We start from the raw sequence: 16,389 nt of genomic DNA, 5'->3' as shown, positions 1-16,389 counted from the left end.
CGATCAGGAGTGGGGCAGGATGTGGACTTTGAGTGCCGAGTCGCTGTGCGCGGCGGCAATGGCGTCGCCGTACTCGGCGAGCGGGAATGTGTGGGTGACAAGACGTTCGACGGTCTCGGTGATGGACGGCATCATCGTGACGGCGTCGGCGAAGGAATTCGCGACCGACTGTGAGCCGACGAACGTCAGCTCGCGGTCGAACAGGTCGTAGGGGCGCAGCGGAATCGTCTTCTCGGAGCTGACGACACCCATCTGCAGCAGGGTTCCGCGCTTGTCGAGCAGGTCGATCGCGGCAGACACGGCAGCGGGGTGGCCGCTGGCCTCGAGCGCGACGTCGGCGCTGCGGGGCGGAAGGCTCTCCTCCGGTGCGAACGCGGCATCGGCGCCGACGTCGAGCGCGGCCTTCCGACGGGCCGGGCTGGGCTCGACGACGTGGATCGTGCGAGCACCCGCGGCCCGGGCGACGACGACCGCCAGCAGTCCGATCGACCCGGCGCCGAACACCGTGATCCGGCGGTCGGTCAGCGACGGGGACCGGCCGAGGCCGTGCAGCACACAGGACAGGGGTTCGATCAGCGCACCGGCGGCCATGCTCATCCCGTCCGGCAGGGGATAGACCACTGTGGCGGGCACGCTCACCAGGTCGGCGCACGCCCCGTCCGAGGTGACGCCGATCGGCACGAGGTAGTCGCAGAGGTTCGGGGCGCCGGCCAGGCAGTCGGCGCACGTGCCGCAGGCCACGTTCGGATCGACCGCAACGTGCTGCCCGACCGTCAGGTTGTCCACACCGGGCCCGACCTCGACGATGCGGCCCGCGAACTCGTGACCGGGCACCACCGGGAACCGGCCGGTCGGGTAGTCGCCGATCACCAGGTGCAGGTCCGTTCCGCAGACGCCGACCGCGGCCGGCTCGATGACGACCTCGCCGACCCGGGGCACCGGGGCGGACGTGTCCACCAACTGGTGATTCCCTCGCCCGTCGAGCACAACTGCGCGCATGTCGCTTCCTCCTCGCTCCTGCGCCGTTCGTTCTGTGCCCGTCTGTCGGACTCATCAGCGCTGTGACGGACATTACAACCACCTGTCCATATTGTCTAGCCCATACGTACTGTACGGACAATATTGCTTCCGACGAATCCGCTCCGACAGGTCGCACCAGCGTGGCCCGGCTGTTACATCCCCGGCAGGTCTGTTCGGGTGACGGTTTGGCGCCCCTAGGGTGACTGGCGTGGGTGGTGGCACGACCACATTCTTGAAACCGATCGCGACGCTCCCGGTCCCGATCGACCGGCATCACGGGCACGTATCCCAGTCGGATCTTCGGAATGGAGGAATGGATGTCGCCGAATTGTCATGTCGCTTCTGCGCAACCGAGTGTGGAAACGGTGGAGGGCCGTATCGACCGGTACCGGCTGGAGGAGGACGGCTACGTCGTCGTACGGGACGTGCCAGGTCGTCTCGCGGCGTTGGAAGTGGTTGGTTCCCTTGGTGATCTGGTCCCGCAATACAACGGGCTGCTCACGCACGAGGTAACGTACCGCCCGGGCAACGATCATCGGGCGTACTCGCAGAGCGCGAACACGATTCTGGCGCACACCGAGGCCCCGGGCTGGGATCCCAGCCCCGCCTACCTGGCGCTGTACTGCCACCGGCAGGCGCGCTGCGGCGGCGGCCACACCGATCTGCTCGACGTCCGGCGACTCGTCGACGCCCTGGAACCCGCCGAGGTCGCTCTGCTGACAGACGCCGAACTGACGTTCCCCGGCCCGGGCGGCGGTGTACGCACCACGATGCTCGGCTCGGACGACACCGGCCGCGCCGCGCTCCGGTTCAGTTACAACCTGTTGACCGCCGCCGATTACGACCCGCACCGGGACTCCGACGTCGACGATTCGCGGCTGCCGCTCGGCCGGGCCGGTCGCCGATTGGCGCATCGCGTCAGCGACCTGTTCCACGAGCTGCGCACCCGCGTGCTGATCCCCGAGCATGCGCTGCTCATCTGGGACAACCAGCGCATGCTGCACGCGCGCTCGGAGTACGCCGACCGCGCCCGTCACCTCACCCGTTTCTGGGCCGGCGACCGGACTCGCGCATGATCATCGACGACCTGCAGTGCTCCGACGCCGAGGGGCTGGTCCATCTCCCCGGACTGCCGTCGTTCGATCCCGCCGACGTAGCCGAGAACGCCGTCATCAGCCGCCTCGCCGGCAACTGGCACCGACGGTCGACGGTGAAGCGCGACGAGCCCGACCTCGACGAGCTGTTCGACGCAGGCCGGGCCGACTACCCCGAGAAAATCGTGCCGTTCCGCGACCATCCGACGTGGCGGGCGATGCCCGACGCGCTGCGGTCGCGGCTGCTGAGCTGGGCCTGGATCGCGTACAACCGGCACACGGTGCTCGCCGAGCAACGCGTCGCCAACCCTGCGTTCGCGCTCGTCATGGACGGGGAGTTCCCCGGTCTCGGCGGCCAGGACATGGATATCGCCCTCGCCCAGGCAATGGTCGACGAGCAATACCACACCCTCATGCACATCAACGCGAGCGCGCTGACCAGACGAAAACGGGGGAACCCGTTCCCCGACAGCGCCTTACCCGAATCGCACACGTCGCTCACGCACCGCCGGCTGCGCGCCCGTGCCGCCGAACGCTGGCAGCGCAGCCTGACGACGCTGGCATTCGCCACGGTGTCCGAGATCTCGATCAACGCGTATCTCGATCTGCTGTCCGACGATCACGACATCCAGGTGGTCAACTCCACCACCGCAAAGCTGCACAACCGGGACGAGTACTGTCACGCATCCATTTCCGACGAGATGGCGAAGCTGGTGTACGACGTGCTGGACCCCGACAAGCGCCGCTTCTTCCTGGACATGCTCGTCGCCGGGCTGGACGCGTTCGTCGCCACGGACTACTCGACGTGGGAGGCGATCTTCCGGATCGAGAAGGTCACCGGTTGGGAGAAGATGCTCGCCGACGTGCGGGCCGAGAAATCCGGTTCGCGGCTCGTGCGCGACTACAGCGGTCTGTATTCGCTGATGTCGGACATGAATGTTCTGGGCGACGTCGACTTCGACTGGGGTGTGGCGGTGACGGACAAATGACCGTCCTCGATCTCGGCACCCGCGCGGCCCTCGCACCGCGATCGATCAGCGGCGCCCGGCTCCACAAGCTCGTCGCCGAGCGAACCGGCGACCCGATCCTGGGGCACGAGGCCCACGTGGTGTCCCAGGTACTGCCGTTCAAGGTGAGCAGCTACGTGGTCGACGAGTTGATCGACTGGGACCGCGCGCCGGACGACCCGATCTACCGGCTGACCTTCCCGCACCGCGACATGCTCGAGACCGCGCACTTCGACCTGATCGAGCAGGCCGTGGTGCTGGGCGATCGGAGCGCCGTCCGGCAGGCGGTCGACACGGTCCGGGCCGCACTGAACCCGCACCCCGGGGACCAGCTGAGCATGAACGTTCCCCGGCACGACGACATCGACGGTTCGGGCATGCAGCACAAATACGCCGAGACACTGCTGGTGTTCCCCCGCCAGGGGCAGACCTGCCACAGCTACTGCGGATACTGCTTTCGCTGGGCCCAGTTCGTGGACACCCCGGATCTGAAGATGGCCATGTCCGGCCCGGAGGCGATGACCCGGTACCTCGACCTGCACCCCGGGATCACCGACGTGCTCGTGACCGGGGGTGACCCACTGGTCATGCGGACCGAATTGCTGGCCTCCTATCTGGAGCCGCTGCTCGAACCGGGGCGGGAACACGTCGAGACGATCCGGATCGGCACGAAGGCCGTCTCGTTCTGGCCGTACCGGCTGTTGTCCGGACCGGAAGCCGACGACCTGCTGCGGTTGCTCGAGCGGCTGACCGCCGCCGGCAAGCACGTCGCGATGATGCTGCACCTGTCGCACGTCGCGGAACTGCAGACCGATGCCGCACAGGCGGCGCTGTCCCGGCTGGCGTCGACCGGCGCGGTGCTGCGCGCACAAGCTCCCGTGGTGCGTCACGTCAACGACGACCCGCGCACGTGGGCCGACCTCTGGCAGGCGCAGGTCCGCAACCGGGTCGTGCCGTACTACATGTTCGTCGAGCGGGACACCGGTGCGCGACCGTACTTCGGTCTGCCACTGGCGCGAGCGGTCGACATCTACCGCGAAGCGCTGCAACGGGTCTCCGGACTCGGGCGGACCGCGCGGGGCCCGGTGATGTCGGCGTCGCCGGGGAAGGTCGTGGTCGACGGCGTCGTGGACCTCGACGGGGGACGCGCGTTCGCACTGCGGTTCCTGCAGGCACGCAGGCCGGACCTGGTCGGCAAGCCCTTCTTCGCGAAGTACGACGAGCACGCACAGTGGTGGGACGACCTCCGCCCCCACGGCCCGCGCGACCGCGAATTCTTCGGCATCGGAGGCAACGCGTGAAGGTCACCGCGCACGAGATCAGTTTGACACAACGGCATCTGTGGCGTTCCGCCAGAGAGGCGATTCCGGTGCAGCGGGGACTGGTGGTCGAGGTGGAGCAGGACGGTCTCGCCGGGTTCGGCGAGGCCTCCGCGTTCATGACCGACCACTACAACTCGGGTCTGGACCGGATGCACGCAGATCTGCGGCGAATTGCGCCACTACTGATCGGCCTGGGTCCCGACGACCCGGTAGCGGTGTGGCGGGCGCTGTCCGCCGCGCTGCCCGATTCGCCGTTCGTCCTCGCCGCCCTCGACACCGCGGTGCACGATCTGCGGGCACGGCTGCTCGGTGTGCCGCTGTGGCAGGCTCTCGGCCTGGAACGTCCGCGGGAGTTGCGCTCCAGCTTCAGCATCGGGCTCGACGAGACCGGCGTGATGGTCCGCAAACTCCGCGAGCGGCCGGGATGGTCGGCGTACAAGATCAAGCTCGCGGATCCGGCAGACCTCACCGTCGTCAAGGAACTGCGCTGCCACACGACCGCACCGTTCTACGTGGACGGCAACTGCGGCTGGGAGCTGTCCCGACTGCTGCCCGTGCTGCCCGGCTTGCAGGAGCTCGGTGTGCAGTTGATCGAGCAGCCGTTTCCGCGCGCGGCGTGGCGGGACGCCCGGATCCTGAAGGAGCGCAGCCCGATCCCGGTAATCGCGGACGAGAGCATCGCGTCGCCGCAGGACCTGGACGCCTGCACCGACGCGTTCGACGGCATCAACGTCAAGCCGATGAAGGCCGGGGGCATCACCCCGTCGCTCGCTCTGCTGCGCCGGGCCCGTGAACGCGGCCTGATCACCATGCTCGGCTGCATGCCCGAGTCGGCGGCCGGGGTGTCGGCGACGGCCCATCTCGGCGGATTGGCCGACCACCTGGACGTCGACGCCGTCGACCTTCTCGCGGTGAACACCGGCCACGGACTGGCACTCGACGGCGCAGGCCGCGTCACCCTCCCGGATCGTCCCGGTTCCGGCTACCTCCCCGATCCGGCCGCCCACGGCTGGCGGGTGCGGCCGGTGCCGGCCGCCGACGTGCGACCGATCCGCCACGCGGTACTCCGGCCGGGACAACCGGCCGAGACCTGCGCCTACCCCGAGGACGCGCACGTCGGCAGCCGGCACTTCGCGACGCTCGTCGCGGGGCGCGCGGTCGGCGTGGCCTCGCTGTACCACGAGGATCCACCCGAAAGGCACGCCGTGCCCGGTCTTCTCCCCGGCCGGGGTTGGCGCCTCCGCGGGATGGCCACCCTCGAGGAGGTCCGCGGCACCGGTGCGGGGACCACACTGCTGCGCACCGTTCTCACCGACGCCGCGCTGGCCGGCGCCGACCAGGTCTGGTGCAACGCCCGCACGACCGCCGCCGGCTTCTACGTCAAGCAGGGCTTCCGGATTCTGGGTCCGGAGTTCGACATCCCGGGCATCGGCCCACACGTCTTCATGCATTGGAGTGCTTCATGATTCGCCGGACACAATCGGACATCGGCTCGCTGCTCGACGAGCAGGAGGCCCGCTGGCTCGCCTCGATCGCACTCGTCGAGGCGGGAGTGCCGGAGGACGACGCCGATCTGGTGGCCGGCGCGCTCGTCGACACTTCCCTGCGCGGCATCGACACTCACGGGTTGCGGTTGCTGCCGCAGTACCTGGACGAACTCGCCACCGGTGTCGCGAATGCCGCGGCGTGCCCGACCGTGGTCCGGGACCGCGGGGCCGGACTGCTGCTGGATGCGGACGGCGCACTCGGCGTGCTCGCCGGACTCGCCGCGGCCCGCGTGGCAGCCGACCGGGCCAAGTCTTTCGGCGTCGCGGCGGTGGGCGTGCGCAATTCCAACCACTTCGGCGCAGCCTCGGTGTACACCCGGCACCTGGCCGGGCAGGGGATGATCGGTATCGCAGTCACGTCCGCCGCCTCCCGGGTCGCTCCGTTCGGCGGAATCGAGCCGCTGTTCGGCACCAACCCGATCAGCGTGGCCGCGGGAACGGGGGACGACGCGCTCGCCCTCGACATGGCCACCAGCCAGGTGTGTTTCGGCGAGGTCAAGCACCGCCGTGCCGAGGGACGACCACTGAACAGCGGCTGGGCCACCGATAGCGACGGGCGGCCCACCGCCGAACCCGACGAGGCGTACGCGCTGTCGCCCCTCGGCGGATACAAGGGGCAGGGCCTGGCGATGGCGGTCACCCTGCTGGGGGCCGTGCTGACCGGGTCGCCGCCCGACTGGCAGCTCGAGCAAGTCGGTGAGGGAACCCCCGGTCGCAGCCGAGGGGTCGGCCATTTCGTCCTCGCCCTCGACCCCGGAGCATTCAGCGGCCATGAGCAATTCGCGGCCGGGCTGGCAGACCTGCTGGGCACGGTCCGCGGGGCAACGCCCGCCACCGGGACGCCGGTGGCGGCACCGGGCGATCCGCAACGCGCCCACGAGCGCGAACGGCGGGTGCGGGGGATACCGCTGGACGCCCGGACCGCGGAGGTCTTCGCCGCGCTGGAAACAACTTTCGACGGAATTTCCGTCACCAGGAAGGAATCGTCTCGATGATTTTCGTACTGATCAGCCCGCGCGCGGCCGGGCTGCCCTTCGCCCAGTGGCTGCCGGAGAAGCGCGACCGGCTGGTGGCGGTCTGCGCCGCGGGAACGGATCCGGGTGAGGGGTTCGCCGAAATCGTCACGGTCGCCGACTACTCCGACGACGACGCCGTGCTGGGTGCCGCTCGGGAACTCGCCGCGCGGCACCGGCCGACCGCGGTCTTCGCCCTGGCCGAGGTCGACGTGGAGCGGGCCGCCCGGCTGCGGGGCGAATTCGGTCTGCCCGGTCTGGATACCGCCACGGCGGGCGCCTACCGGGACAAGATCCTGATGAAGGAATTGGCGCAGGCTGCGGGGATCGCCGTCCCGGCCTTCGCGCCGGTGCGCCACCCCGCAGACATCGTCGAGTTCATGGGGCGCAACGCGGGCCGCGTCGTCGTCAAACCGCGCAGCGGATCCGGCTCGACCGGCGTGTACGTACTCGATTCGCCGGCGCAGGCAACCGGGCTCGCCGACATCGTCTCGGCCACACCGTACGAGGTCGAGGAGTTCGTCGACGGCGCCGTGCACCATGTGGACGCATTCCGTGTGGCCGGAGACCCGGTGGCCGCCATCGCCTCCCGCTACACCGGCCAAGGGTGCCTCGAACACTGGACCGACGCCCCGTTCGGCTCCCGGTCGGTCGACACCGCCGACCCGGTCTGCGCGCGCCTCGTGGACGAGACCTGGCGGCTCGTCGACGCACTCGGCTCGCCGCCCACCGTCTGCGTGCACGCCGAGTTCTTCGTCACCGCCGACGGCGACATCGTGCTCTGCGAAGTGGCCGCACGGATCGGCGGCGGGCCGATACCGACGATGCTCCGCCACGTCCTGGGCATCGACCCCCGGCACCTCTGGGCGCGGGTGGAATGCGGGCTGCCGATTGACCTGGACGCTGTCCGGGACCGGGTGGCGGCCGCCCCGCACGCGGCGTTCTACGGGGTGCCGCCACGCCAGGGCCGGGTGCTGCGACTGCCGGACGCACCGCCGGGCGTGCACGACTTCACGCTCAACACTCACATCGGGGACGACTGGACCCCCGCCCGGTACCACGAGCGCAAGTCGGCGGACTTCCTCGCCTACTGGGTGGTGACCGACCCCGATTTCACCGCGCTGGGACACCGGCTGATCGACACCGCGGACCAGGTGAGTGCCGGATTCTCCTGGGACCGTGTCGAAAGCGAGGACGCGGCATGACCGCCATCGAGGTCGACGGATTCACCGGCCACGTCCTGCCCCGCGGCGCCCGCCCGACCGCCGCCGACTTCGCAGGCATCGCCGACCCGGACGTCATCTGGGAGGACGCGCGATGGTGGCGGTTCACCGAACGCACCGACCTGCACGAGGTGCGTTACCTCGAGGTCCGTGCGGACGGCCGGACCGTCGCGGTCGCGCCGCTGCTGTTCACGGCGCGACCCGGGGGCCTGCTCTTCTACGACCCGCCCCGGCTGGCGGGAACCGCAGGACCGATGGCCGAACCGGAGTTGCTCGATCACCCCGATCGGCTGCGCTGGGCCGAACTGACCGAAGCGTTGCCGGCCGCCCGCGAGGATCAATACCCGTCGGTGGCGCTCGCGACGTTCGGAAACCATCACGGGGTCGCGCACGCCCCCGGCCGTTCGCACGATCAGCGCCGCGCGGTCATGGCGGCCCTGCCCGACCTGCTCCATCAGGCTGGTGACGAACTCGGCTGCCGCAGTGTGGCATTGCTGTACATCGGAGGAGTGGAGGCCGAGGACGTGGATGGATCCGCGTCCCGCGCCGGGTACACGTCGGCCCTGCTGGGCGCCGAGGGTGTGCAGGACCTGAGCGGCCACAGTTGGGAGGAGTACGTCGCGAGCCTGAGCAAGCGGCGTCGCGGCCGGCTCCGCAAGGAGGTCGCGGACTACACCGAGGCCGGCCTGCGCACAGTGGTCCGCTGCGGTCCCATGGCGATCGACGACGAGGTCGTCGCCCTCCAGGTCGCGCACCGCGCCAAGTACGGACTGCCCGGCGGCGAAGATCGGGTGCGACGCGATTTCGACGCCGTCCGTGAAGAATTGGGCGACTCGTGTGTGGTGCTCGGTGCCGAACTCGACGGTCGGCTCGTGGGTTTCGTGCTCTATCTCCGCACCCGCGACGCGTTGTTCGCCAGGACCGCGGGCTTCGCCCCGGGCGTTCGTGGCTGCTACCTGACGCTGAGCTACCACGAGACGGCGCGGTGGGCGGTGGAGCACGGCATCCGTCGCGTCCACTACGGTCTCGCCGCCTACGAGGCCAAGATCGCCCGCGGTTGCCGACTACGGCCCCGCTGGGGCTGGTTCGCCTTCCGCGGAGAAGGCGCCGACAAGTATCGAGAGGCTCTGACGCTGCAGTCGCGCAGCATCGAGCGGCGGCTGGACCTGGTCGGCGCACCGGCAGTCCCCGTCCCGTCCCGGCGGCCCGCCGCCACCGAACCGAAAGCAGAACAATGGAACTGATCCCGACCAGTACCGTCTGGATGGACGGTGAATTCGTTGCCTGGGACCAGGCGCAGATCCACGTGCTGACACCGAGTCTGCACTACGGATGGGGTGTCTACGAGGGCATCCGGGCCTACGCGACCGACCGCGGTCCGGCCGTGTTCCGGCTGCGCGACCACCTGCGCCGGCTGCACGACTCGGCGCGGGTGTATCTGCTGGACCCCGGGTGGTCGGTGGACGAACTCACCGAGATCTCGCTCGAACTGCTGCGCCGCACCGGCCTGGACTCCGGCTATCTGCGACCGATCGTCTACCTCGGCTACGGCTCGATGGGTGTCGCGCCCGCGCTGGACACGGCTCGGGTGGCCGTCGCGGCGTGGCCGTGGGGGTCGTACCTCGGCGAAACCGCGGACCAGGAGGGCTGCCGACTGGTCGTCAGCAGCTGGCAGCGTAACGGGGTCCACTCGGTCCCGCCACTCGCCAAAGCGACCGGTGCCTATGTCAATTCGGCTCTGGCGAAGGTCGGGGCGTTGCGCGCCGGATACGACGACGCACTGATGCTCACCTCCACCGGGCACGTGGCCGAAGCGTCCGCCGCGAACATCTTCGCCGTCCGCGACGGTGAGCTGATCACCCCGCCGGTCGGTGACAACATCCTGCCCGGTCTCACCCGCGACACCGTGATCACGCTCGCCCGTGACCTGGGGATCACGGTCCGGGAGCAGAGTCTGACCCGCAGTGAGCTCTACGTCGCCGACGAGGCGTTTCTCACCGGAACCGCCGCCGAGGTCGTCCCCGTGGCATCGGTCGACGACCGCCCTGTCGCGGCGGGCGGGTGCGGCCCGATCACCAAGCAATTGCGCGACGTCTTTCACGACGTGGTCCGCGGGCGCGAGCCCACCTACCGTCACTGGCTGGAGTACGCATGAGCACACGTTCACTGCCCTCGGCCGCACCCGATCGCGTCGTGGCGGTCTGGGAGGCCGACGGCCTCGGCATCCTGGACGGCGCCGTCACCGGATTCGCGAGCGGGGCAGACCCGCTCGACGGCAGCGCGTGGGCGAATGCTCGGCGCGAGGAGATCGCCGACCGGGTGGTCGACGTGATGGCCGCCCGGGCCTGGCACGCGCTGCCGGAGCCGACGCACGGCCGCGCCCGGAGGGTGGCCCGGCGGTGCATCGCCTACTCGCTCGCCGCGGACACCGCCCGCGCCGACGGGAGCGGCACCGCCCGGGCCGACTGCTGGGTCCTCACCACCCACGCGTTGGAACTGCTGACGATTCGCGAACACTTCGACGCGGCCGCCCAGCGGTCCAGAGAGCTTCTCGGAGTGGCTCCCGAGGGAAGGTTGCTCGCGGCCTGGCAGATGGTGGACGACGCGCTCGGAGCACTGAGCACCACCCGTCACGAATGGGTGGGGGCAGACCCCGCGACCGTCGCGGCCGCCGGGTGGGTGCTGGTCGACCGGATGAGCCGACTCCTGACCGCGGCGGCGCTGGTCGCACAGTCCGCTGCAGCCGAGTCGTCCCCGGCCGGCGACCTACTCGTCAACGCGGCCCGCCGCTACGCCTGGAACCACCTGCGCGGGCCTGCGCCCGAGGCGGCGACACCCACCCACGTGCAGCGGTCGGCGGGACTCGTGGACGCCTTCCTGACGCCGGGGACACTCCCGTGAACGCCCGCCTGCGGCGGCTGGGTGAGGCCCTGCTTCCCGACAGTCCGGCCGGTCGCACGCTGGCCGTCGGCGCCGGCATCGACTCGCTGGGCACCGGGATGTTCTTCGCGTCCTTCGCGCTGTACTTCATCGGCGTGGTCGGCCTCACCGCGAACCAGATCGCCCTAGCCACCACGACAGCGGGTGCGCTCGCGCTGCTCGCGCCGGTGCCGCTGGGCAGGCTGGCGGACCGGGTGGGGCCGGGACGGTTCTACGTTGCCCTGCTGTTGTTGCGCGGCCTCGGCTACGGGTGCTTCGCGCTCGTATCCGACTTCAGCGGCTACCTCGTGCTCACCGTGCTGCTCACCGCGGCCGACCGCGCGAGCAGCCCGATCCAGCAGGCCGTCGTGACGGCGGTGATCGGCGGCCGCGACCGGACCCGGACGATGGCCACCATCCGCGCCATCCGGAACGTGGGTCTCACCGCGGGGTTCCTGCTGGCGGGCGTCGTCTTCGTGACCGGCACGTCCGCCGCGTTCACGGCGCTGTTCCTGGGCAACGGAATCTCCTTCGTGGTCATCGCGTTCGCCGTCCGGCTCGTACTCCGGAGGACGGGAACGGTCGTACAACGCAAGGCTCTCCCCGCCGGTCCCGAGCCGGCCGGAACCGCAGTGCGCTCGCCGTTCCGCGACTGGTGGTTCATGGTCTTCACGGTCGGCAACGGCGTCCTGTCGCTGTACGACACCGTGCTGATCGTTCTGCTCCCGATCTGGGTCATCGAGTACACGTCGGTGCCGATCGCCTGGGTGCCGGTGCTCATGGCGGTCAACACCGTGCTGACGGTGGTCCTGCAGGTCTACGTTGCCCGGTTCGCCGACGGTACGGCCGCGGCGGTGCGACTCCTGACGTGGACCGGGGCGCTGATGGCCTTCTGCTGCGGTGCACTCGCCGTCGGCCAGATGGCCGCCACCACGTTGGCGATCGTCGCCGTTGTCGTTGCGGTGGTGGCACTCTCGATCGCCGAGAACGTCCACTCCGTGGCCGCCTGGGAACTGTCCGCCGAACTGTCCCCGTCGCCCGCCGTCGCCCGCTACCTCGGTGCGTTCAGCCTCGGCATGACGGGCCAGAAGGTCCTCGGCCCCACCCTCCTGGTCGTCGTGCTGCTGCCGGCCGGTCTCCTGGCCTGGCCCGTCCTGGCCGGGACGTTCGGGGCGGCGGCGGTGGTGTCCCGGACCGCGGCGCATCGCAGTCTCGCGGAACGCGCACGGACGAAGGAACTCCCGGCCGGCGAACTTCCTGCTCTGTCTCCCTTCTCGACACTCGAGGTGAAGAAATGACCGAACACGTCCTCGTCGTCGGCAGCGGCCGCGACCTCCCGGGCCGGGTCCGTGACGCCCTGCCCGGCGCACAGACCTCGGTGATCTGCCGACTGGAATTCGTCGCCAAGCTTCGCCGTCTGACCGAGCACACGCGGGTCATCGCCGTGCGGCACGACGCCCCGGACGAGGAGTGGATCACGCTGGCCGCGGCCGCGCACGCACAGCATCCGTTCACCCGGATCGCCACGTTCGGCGAACGGGACCAGGACCGCTGCGCCGCGATCGGGGAGGCCCTCGGCCTGTCGACTCACTCGCGCCGCACCGTGGCGTCGGTCCACGACAAGAACGCCATGCGGGCCGCGCTTCGCGAGTCCGGCGTCGACGGCACCGCCTCCGCCGTCGTCGCCGACGTGGATGCGTTGCGCACCTTCGTGTTCGAACACGGTTTCCCGTGCGTCGTCAAACCGGTGTGTGGCGCGGGCAGTGCCGGGGTGGCCGTGGTTCGGGAGGAGGGCGCACTGGCTGCGGCCTTCGCGCGCGCCGGGGGCGATTTCGACGGCCTGACCACCAGCGGGGTCCTCGTGGAGCAGTTCCACGAGGGCCCGCAATACAGTGTGGAGGCCTTCTCGGAATGCGGCGAACACCAGGTCGTGGCCGTCACCCGCAAGTTCTCCGATCCGGCGACCTTCGTCGAACTCGGGCACGTGGCCCCCGCCGACCTCTCCACGGCGCAGGAAGAATCGATCCATACGTATGTCACGAGGGTGCTCGACGCCGTCGGGGTGGAGTTCGGCGCCACCCACACCGAGGTCGTGCTCACTCCGGCCGGGCCCCGGGTGATCGAAACCCATGTGCGGATGGGTGGCGACGAGATTCCGTCCCTGGCATTCGACGCCACCGGCGTGGACCTGGCCGAGTGCGTCGTGCGGCAGACCGTCGGGGAGAAGGTCCTACCAGGGATCAGGGCCGTTCTCGCCGAGGAGCGGCCGGCCCGCTGTTCCGCGATCTGGTTCGCCGCAGTGCCCGTCGCGGGTGTCGTCACCGGCGTCAGCGGATTCGACGACGCCGGGAAAGTCGAGGGCGTCACCGACGTCCGACTCCTGGTCCGGCCGGGCGACGCGGTCACCGGCCTGGAATCGTCCGATTCCCGGGTCGCGTACGCGCGCGCGGTCGGGGACACCGCCGATCGGGCGCTCGATTCCGCCCGGGAAGCCGTCGCGCGACTCGGGTTTCAGGTGCGCGTGGCCGCCGCGAGCGCGGTCACGGTGTGATCGGCACCTGCGAGTGTTCCGGCGCTGCCGGCCCCGCGCGTTTAGTCTTGCTACATGACGTGGGCGGCGCAGGACGGCGACGAGGACGAGTTCGCGTACGTGTTCACCGGCGAACTCGCTCAGCGTGTGGTGGACGAGGTGAGCCCTCGCCTCGACTACAACATCAATCTGATGGACCGCAATGGCCGAATCATCGGGTCGGTCGACGGGGCGCGTATCGGAACGGTGCACGCCGGTGCACTCGAGGCCATCCGGGACGGCCGGCGAGTCCTCGTGGACGCCGACGAGCAGTCGGCGGATGTCAGGGCCGGGATCAACATTCCGCTGACGCTCGATGGGCGGATCGTGGGAGCCGTCGGGGTCACCGGTGACCCCGCGGAGGTCGAGTCGGTGTGCAACGTCCTCGCGCTCACCGTGGAACTGTTGCTGCGAAACGAACAGCACCGGGACAGTTCGCGGTGGCGGGAAGCGGCCGTGCGTGAACTGCTCCTCGGCCTGGTGAACGGAACCGTCACCGAGAACGGCCTGCTGGAAGCGTTACGTCACATCGGTTCACCGATGACCCCGCCGTGGAACATCACCGCGGTCGTCCCGTCTTCCGGCAGCGGATCGTCGTCCCTTCCCTCATCCACGTCGGTGGCCCTGCTTCGACGGATCCAGGGGGTCTCCGGTGTGGTTGCGGCCGAATTGCAGGGCGCGGTGTGGGTTCTGAGCGGTTCGGTGACGGACCGCACCCTCGCCACGATCCGGCAGCGGCTGCGCACCGGCGACGTCCGCCTCGTCACGGGCAGGCATGCTGCTTCGTCTCACGAATTGTCCGTGGACGCTGCCCGGCTGGGCCTGCTCCTGCCCCGGGTGCAACTGCTGCCCGCGGGGGAGGAGACAGAACTCTCCGCTCTGGTGCCCGAAACAGCTGTCGCACAGCAGTCCCGGGATATTTCCCACGACACCGTGGAGCGCGTCCTCACGCCGCTGTCCGCGACCCTGCGCGAGACCGCGCGCGCCTTCCTCGACCACGATCTGTCGATCGCCGCGACGGCGACTGCTCTCGAGGTGCACCGCAACACTTTGGTTCAGCGCCTCGATCGGATCCAGCACGTGACCGGATTGAACCTGCGCGCTTTCGACCACGCCGTGGCCATGCGGCTGGCACTCCTCGCGGCCGCGGCGCTGGAGGATCCATACCGCGGAGCGTGAAGCGCCGTCGAGCGCGCCAGAGCGGCTGACAATATGCACATATAAAGCCGTCAAAATTGGGTGAGAATCTGTGCGGAATGCACATATGAAGTCGGACGTGAGAGACCTACGCTCTATTCATGCGAAAGCGCACACCTACCGTTGTCCTCGCCCCCGACTCGTTCAAGGGGAGCCTCTCCGCCGTTGACGTCGCAGCTGCGATGGCCGCCGGTGTCCGGGTGGCGCTCGGCGCCGACGTCCGGATCGTGCAATGCCCCCTCGCGGACGGCGGCGAGGGCACGTTGCAGACCTTCCTCTCGGCGGGCAATGCCGAGCCGCGGGTGATCCAGGCGCACGATGCCCTCGGACGCGAACGGACCGCCCGCTACGGACTGTCGAACGACGGCAGGGTCGCGATCATCGAGGCCGCGGAAGCGAACGGTCTGCCGCACGTGGCGGACGTTCCACCGGCACCGTTGCGGGCGGATACCTTCGGCGTCGGCGAAATCGCCGTGAGCGCAATGGAAGACGGTGTCGACGAGATCCTTCTGTGCATCGGCGGCAGCGCAACCACCGACGGCGGCACCGGGATGCTCCGCGCACTCGGTGTGCGATTCCTCGACGAAGACGGTCGCGACGTGGCACCCGGCGGTGCGGGGCTCGGTGACATCGTTGCCGTCGACGAGTCGCAGCTGCACCCCCGGGCGCGGTCGGTGCGGTGGCGCGTCGCGACCGACGTCGACAATCCCCTGTGCGGGGAGAACGGGGCGGCGGCGGTCTTCGGGCCGCAGAAGGGTGCGACGGCCGACCAGGTCCGCGAATTGGATTCCGGACTGGGACAGTTGGCGATCGCTCTCCGCACTGCGTACGGGGCCGACGTTCTGACCCTGCGCGGAGCGGGAGCGGCCGGCGGCATGCCGGCCTGCCTGAGCGCGATCCTCGCCGCGGAACTGGTGCCCGGGAGCGACCTCGTCTCGGAAACGGTGGGACTGCGGTCCCTGTGCGCCGACGCAGACCTGGTGATCACGGGGGAGGGGGCGTTCGACGCGCAGTCGCTGCAGGGGAAGGTAGTGCAGGGCGTCGTGCGTCAGACGCCGCCGGAGTGCCCCGTGGTCGTCATCGCCGGTACGGTTCGCCTGTCCGCGGCCGAGATTCGCGCTGCCCGGATCTCGGCGGCGTTCTCCATCGCCCGTGGACCGGCGGAACTCCACGAATTGCTCGACAACACCGCCGAACTCCTTCAGGAGGCAACCGCTCAGGTCGTCGGACTGATCGACAGTCAGTGGAGCCGTCCCGCGTCGACGCCGACGGATCAACGGGCGACCGCGGATTGCCCGTCGTGACGAATCTGTCGAGTCACACAACCACTCTCAACCCAGCCGCGAGGAGTCACATGCCCACCATCGATCTCGAACGGTCCGCGTCACACACCGCACAGCCCGGTCTGCTCAGCACGTCCCGGCGCACGAAGATCGTATGCACACTTGGACCTGCTACCGCCACCGGTGACCGTATTC

The 16,389-nt window shown here is 69.7% G+C and carries 14 protein-coding genes; 13 read left to right on the top strand and 1 reads right to left on the bottom strand.

The window, feature by feature from the left end:
- Window positions 1-3 precede the first annotated feature (3 nt).
- Window positions 4-999 carry an alcohol dehydrogenase catalytic domain-containing protein gene (locus tag P3H15_RS20260; RefSeq protein ID WP_276138900.1) on the bottom strand — a complete coding sequence of 332 codons (996 nt, stop codon included), beginning with the start codon at window positions 997-999 and terminating at the stop codon, window positions 4-6.
- Between the two features lie 338 nt (window positions 1,000-1,337).
- On the opposite strand from P3H15_RS20260, the gene P3H15_RS20255 reads away from it, so the two are divergent.
- The 13 genes from P3H15_RS20255 to P3H15_RS20195 all read left to right on the top strand — a co-directional run bounded on the left by P3H15_RS20255 (window position 1,338) and on the right by P3H15_RS20195 (window position 16,215).
- The gene (locus tag P3H15_RS20255) at window positions 1,338-2,096 is read left to right on the top strand and encodes a TauD/TfdA family dioxygenase (RefSeq protein ID WP_346348790.1); all 759 of its coding nucleotides are present in this window, start codon (window positions 1,338-1,340) and stop codon (window positions 2,094-2,096) included.
- Window positions 2,093-3,103, top strand: coding sequence for a diiron oxygenase (locus P3H15_RS20250; RefSeq protein WP_276138898.1), 1,011 nt, complete (start codon window positions 2,093-2,095; stop codon window positions 3,101-3,103). The genes P3H15_RS20255 and P3H15_RS20250 overlap by 4 nt, the downstream gene beginning before the upstream one ends.
- The gene (locus P3H15_RS20245) at window positions 3,100-4,422 is read left to right on the top strand and encodes a KamA family radical SAM protein (RefSeq protein WP_276138897.1); all 1,323 of its coding nucleotides are present in this window, start codon (window positions 3,100-3,102) and stop codon (window positions 4,420-4,422) included. The genes P3H15_RS20250 and P3H15_RS20245 overlap by 4 nt, the downstream gene beginning before the upstream one ends.
- The gene (locus P3H15_RS20240; RefSeq protein ID WP_276138896.1) at window positions 4,419-5,909 is read left to right on the top strand and encodes a GNAT family N-acetyltransferase; all 1,491 of its coding nucleotides are present in this window, start codon (window positions 4,419-4,421) and stop codon (window positions 5,907-5,909) included. The genes P3H15_RS20245 and P3H15_RS20240 overlap by 4 nt, the downstream gene beginning before the upstream one ends.
- Window positions 5,906-6,985 (top strand): Ldh family oxidoreductase, encoded by a 1,080-nt coding sequence (locus P3H15_RS20235; protein ID WP_276138895.1) that lies wholly within the window; start codon window positions 5,906-5,908, stop codon window positions 6,983-6,985. The genes P3H15_RS20240 and P3H15_RS20235 overlap by 4 nt, the downstream gene beginning before the upstream one ends.
- Window positions 6,982-8,208, top strand: coding sequence for an acetyl-CoA carboxylase biotin carboxylase subunit family protein (locus tag P3H15_RS20230; protein WP_276138894.1), 1,227 nt, complete (start codon window positions 6,982-6,984; stop codon window positions 8,206-8,208). Before P3H15_RS20235 ends, P3H15_RS20230 begins: the two co-directional genes overlap by 4 nt.
- A complete protein-coding gene (locus tag P3H15_RS20225; RefSeq protein WP_276138893.1) occupies window positions 8,205-9,470 on the top strand; it encodes a GNAT family N-acetyltransferase in 1,266 nt (421 codons plus the stop codon). Before P3H15_RS20230 ends, P3H15_RS20225 begins: the two co-directional genes overlap by 4 nt.
- Window positions 9,461-10,381, top strand: a complete 921-nt coding sequence (locus P3H15_RS20220; protein ID WP_276138892.1) for a branched-chain amino acid transaminase — start codon at window positions 9,461-9,463, stop codon at window positions 10,379-10,381. Before P3H15_RS20225 ends, P3H15_RS20220 begins: the two co-directional genes overlap by 10 nt.
- A complete protein-coding gene (locus P3H15_RS20215) occupies window positions 10,378-11,127 on the top strand; it encodes a hypothetical protein (RefSeq protein WP_276138891.1) in 750 nt (249 codons plus the stop codon). Before P3H15_RS20220 ends, P3H15_RS20215 begins: the two co-directional genes overlap by 4 nt.
- The gene (locus tag P3H15_RS20210) at window positions 11,124-12,443 is read left to right on the top strand and encodes an MFS transporter (RefSeq protein WP_276138890.1); all 1,320 of its coding nucleotides are present in this window, start codon (window positions 11,124-11,126) and stop codon (window positions 12,441-12,443) included. Before P3H15_RS20215 ends, P3H15_RS20210 begins: the two co-directional genes overlap by 4 nt.
- A complete protein-coding gene (locus P3H15_RS20205) occupies window positions 12,440-13,696 on the top strand; it encodes an ATP-grasp domain-containing protein (RefSeq protein WP_276138889.1) in 1,257 nt (418 codons plus the stop codon). The genes P3H15_RS20210 and P3H15_RS20205 overlap by 4 nt, the downstream gene beginning before the upstream one ends.
- A gap of 54 nt (window positions 13,697-13,750) precedes the next feature.
- Complete coding sequence (locus P3H15_RS20200) at window positions 13,751-14,893, top strand: sugar diacid recognition domain-containing protein (RefSeq protein ID WP_276138888.1); 1,143 nt, start codon at window positions 13,751-13,753, stop codon at window positions 14,891-14,893.
- A gap of 119 nt (window positions 14,894-15,012) precedes the next feature.
- The gene (locus tag P3H15_RS20195) at window positions 15,013-16,215 is read left to right on the top strand and encodes a glycerate kinase (protein ID WP_276138887.1); all 1,203 of its coding nucleotides are present in this window, start codon (window positions 15,013-15,015) and stop codon (window positions 16,213-16,215) included.
- Window positions 16,216-16,389 lie beyond the last annotated feature (174 nt).

Source organism: Rhodococcus sp. T2V, assembly GCF_029269925.1.
In the GTDB taxonomy this organism is placed as follows: Bacteria; Actinomycetota; Actinomycetes; order Mycobacteriales; family Mycobacteriaceae; genus Rhodococcus_F; species Rhodococcus_F koreensis.
Note: the sequence above shows the minus strand (reverse complement) of the source record. Positions and strands in the feature narration are given on the sequence as shown.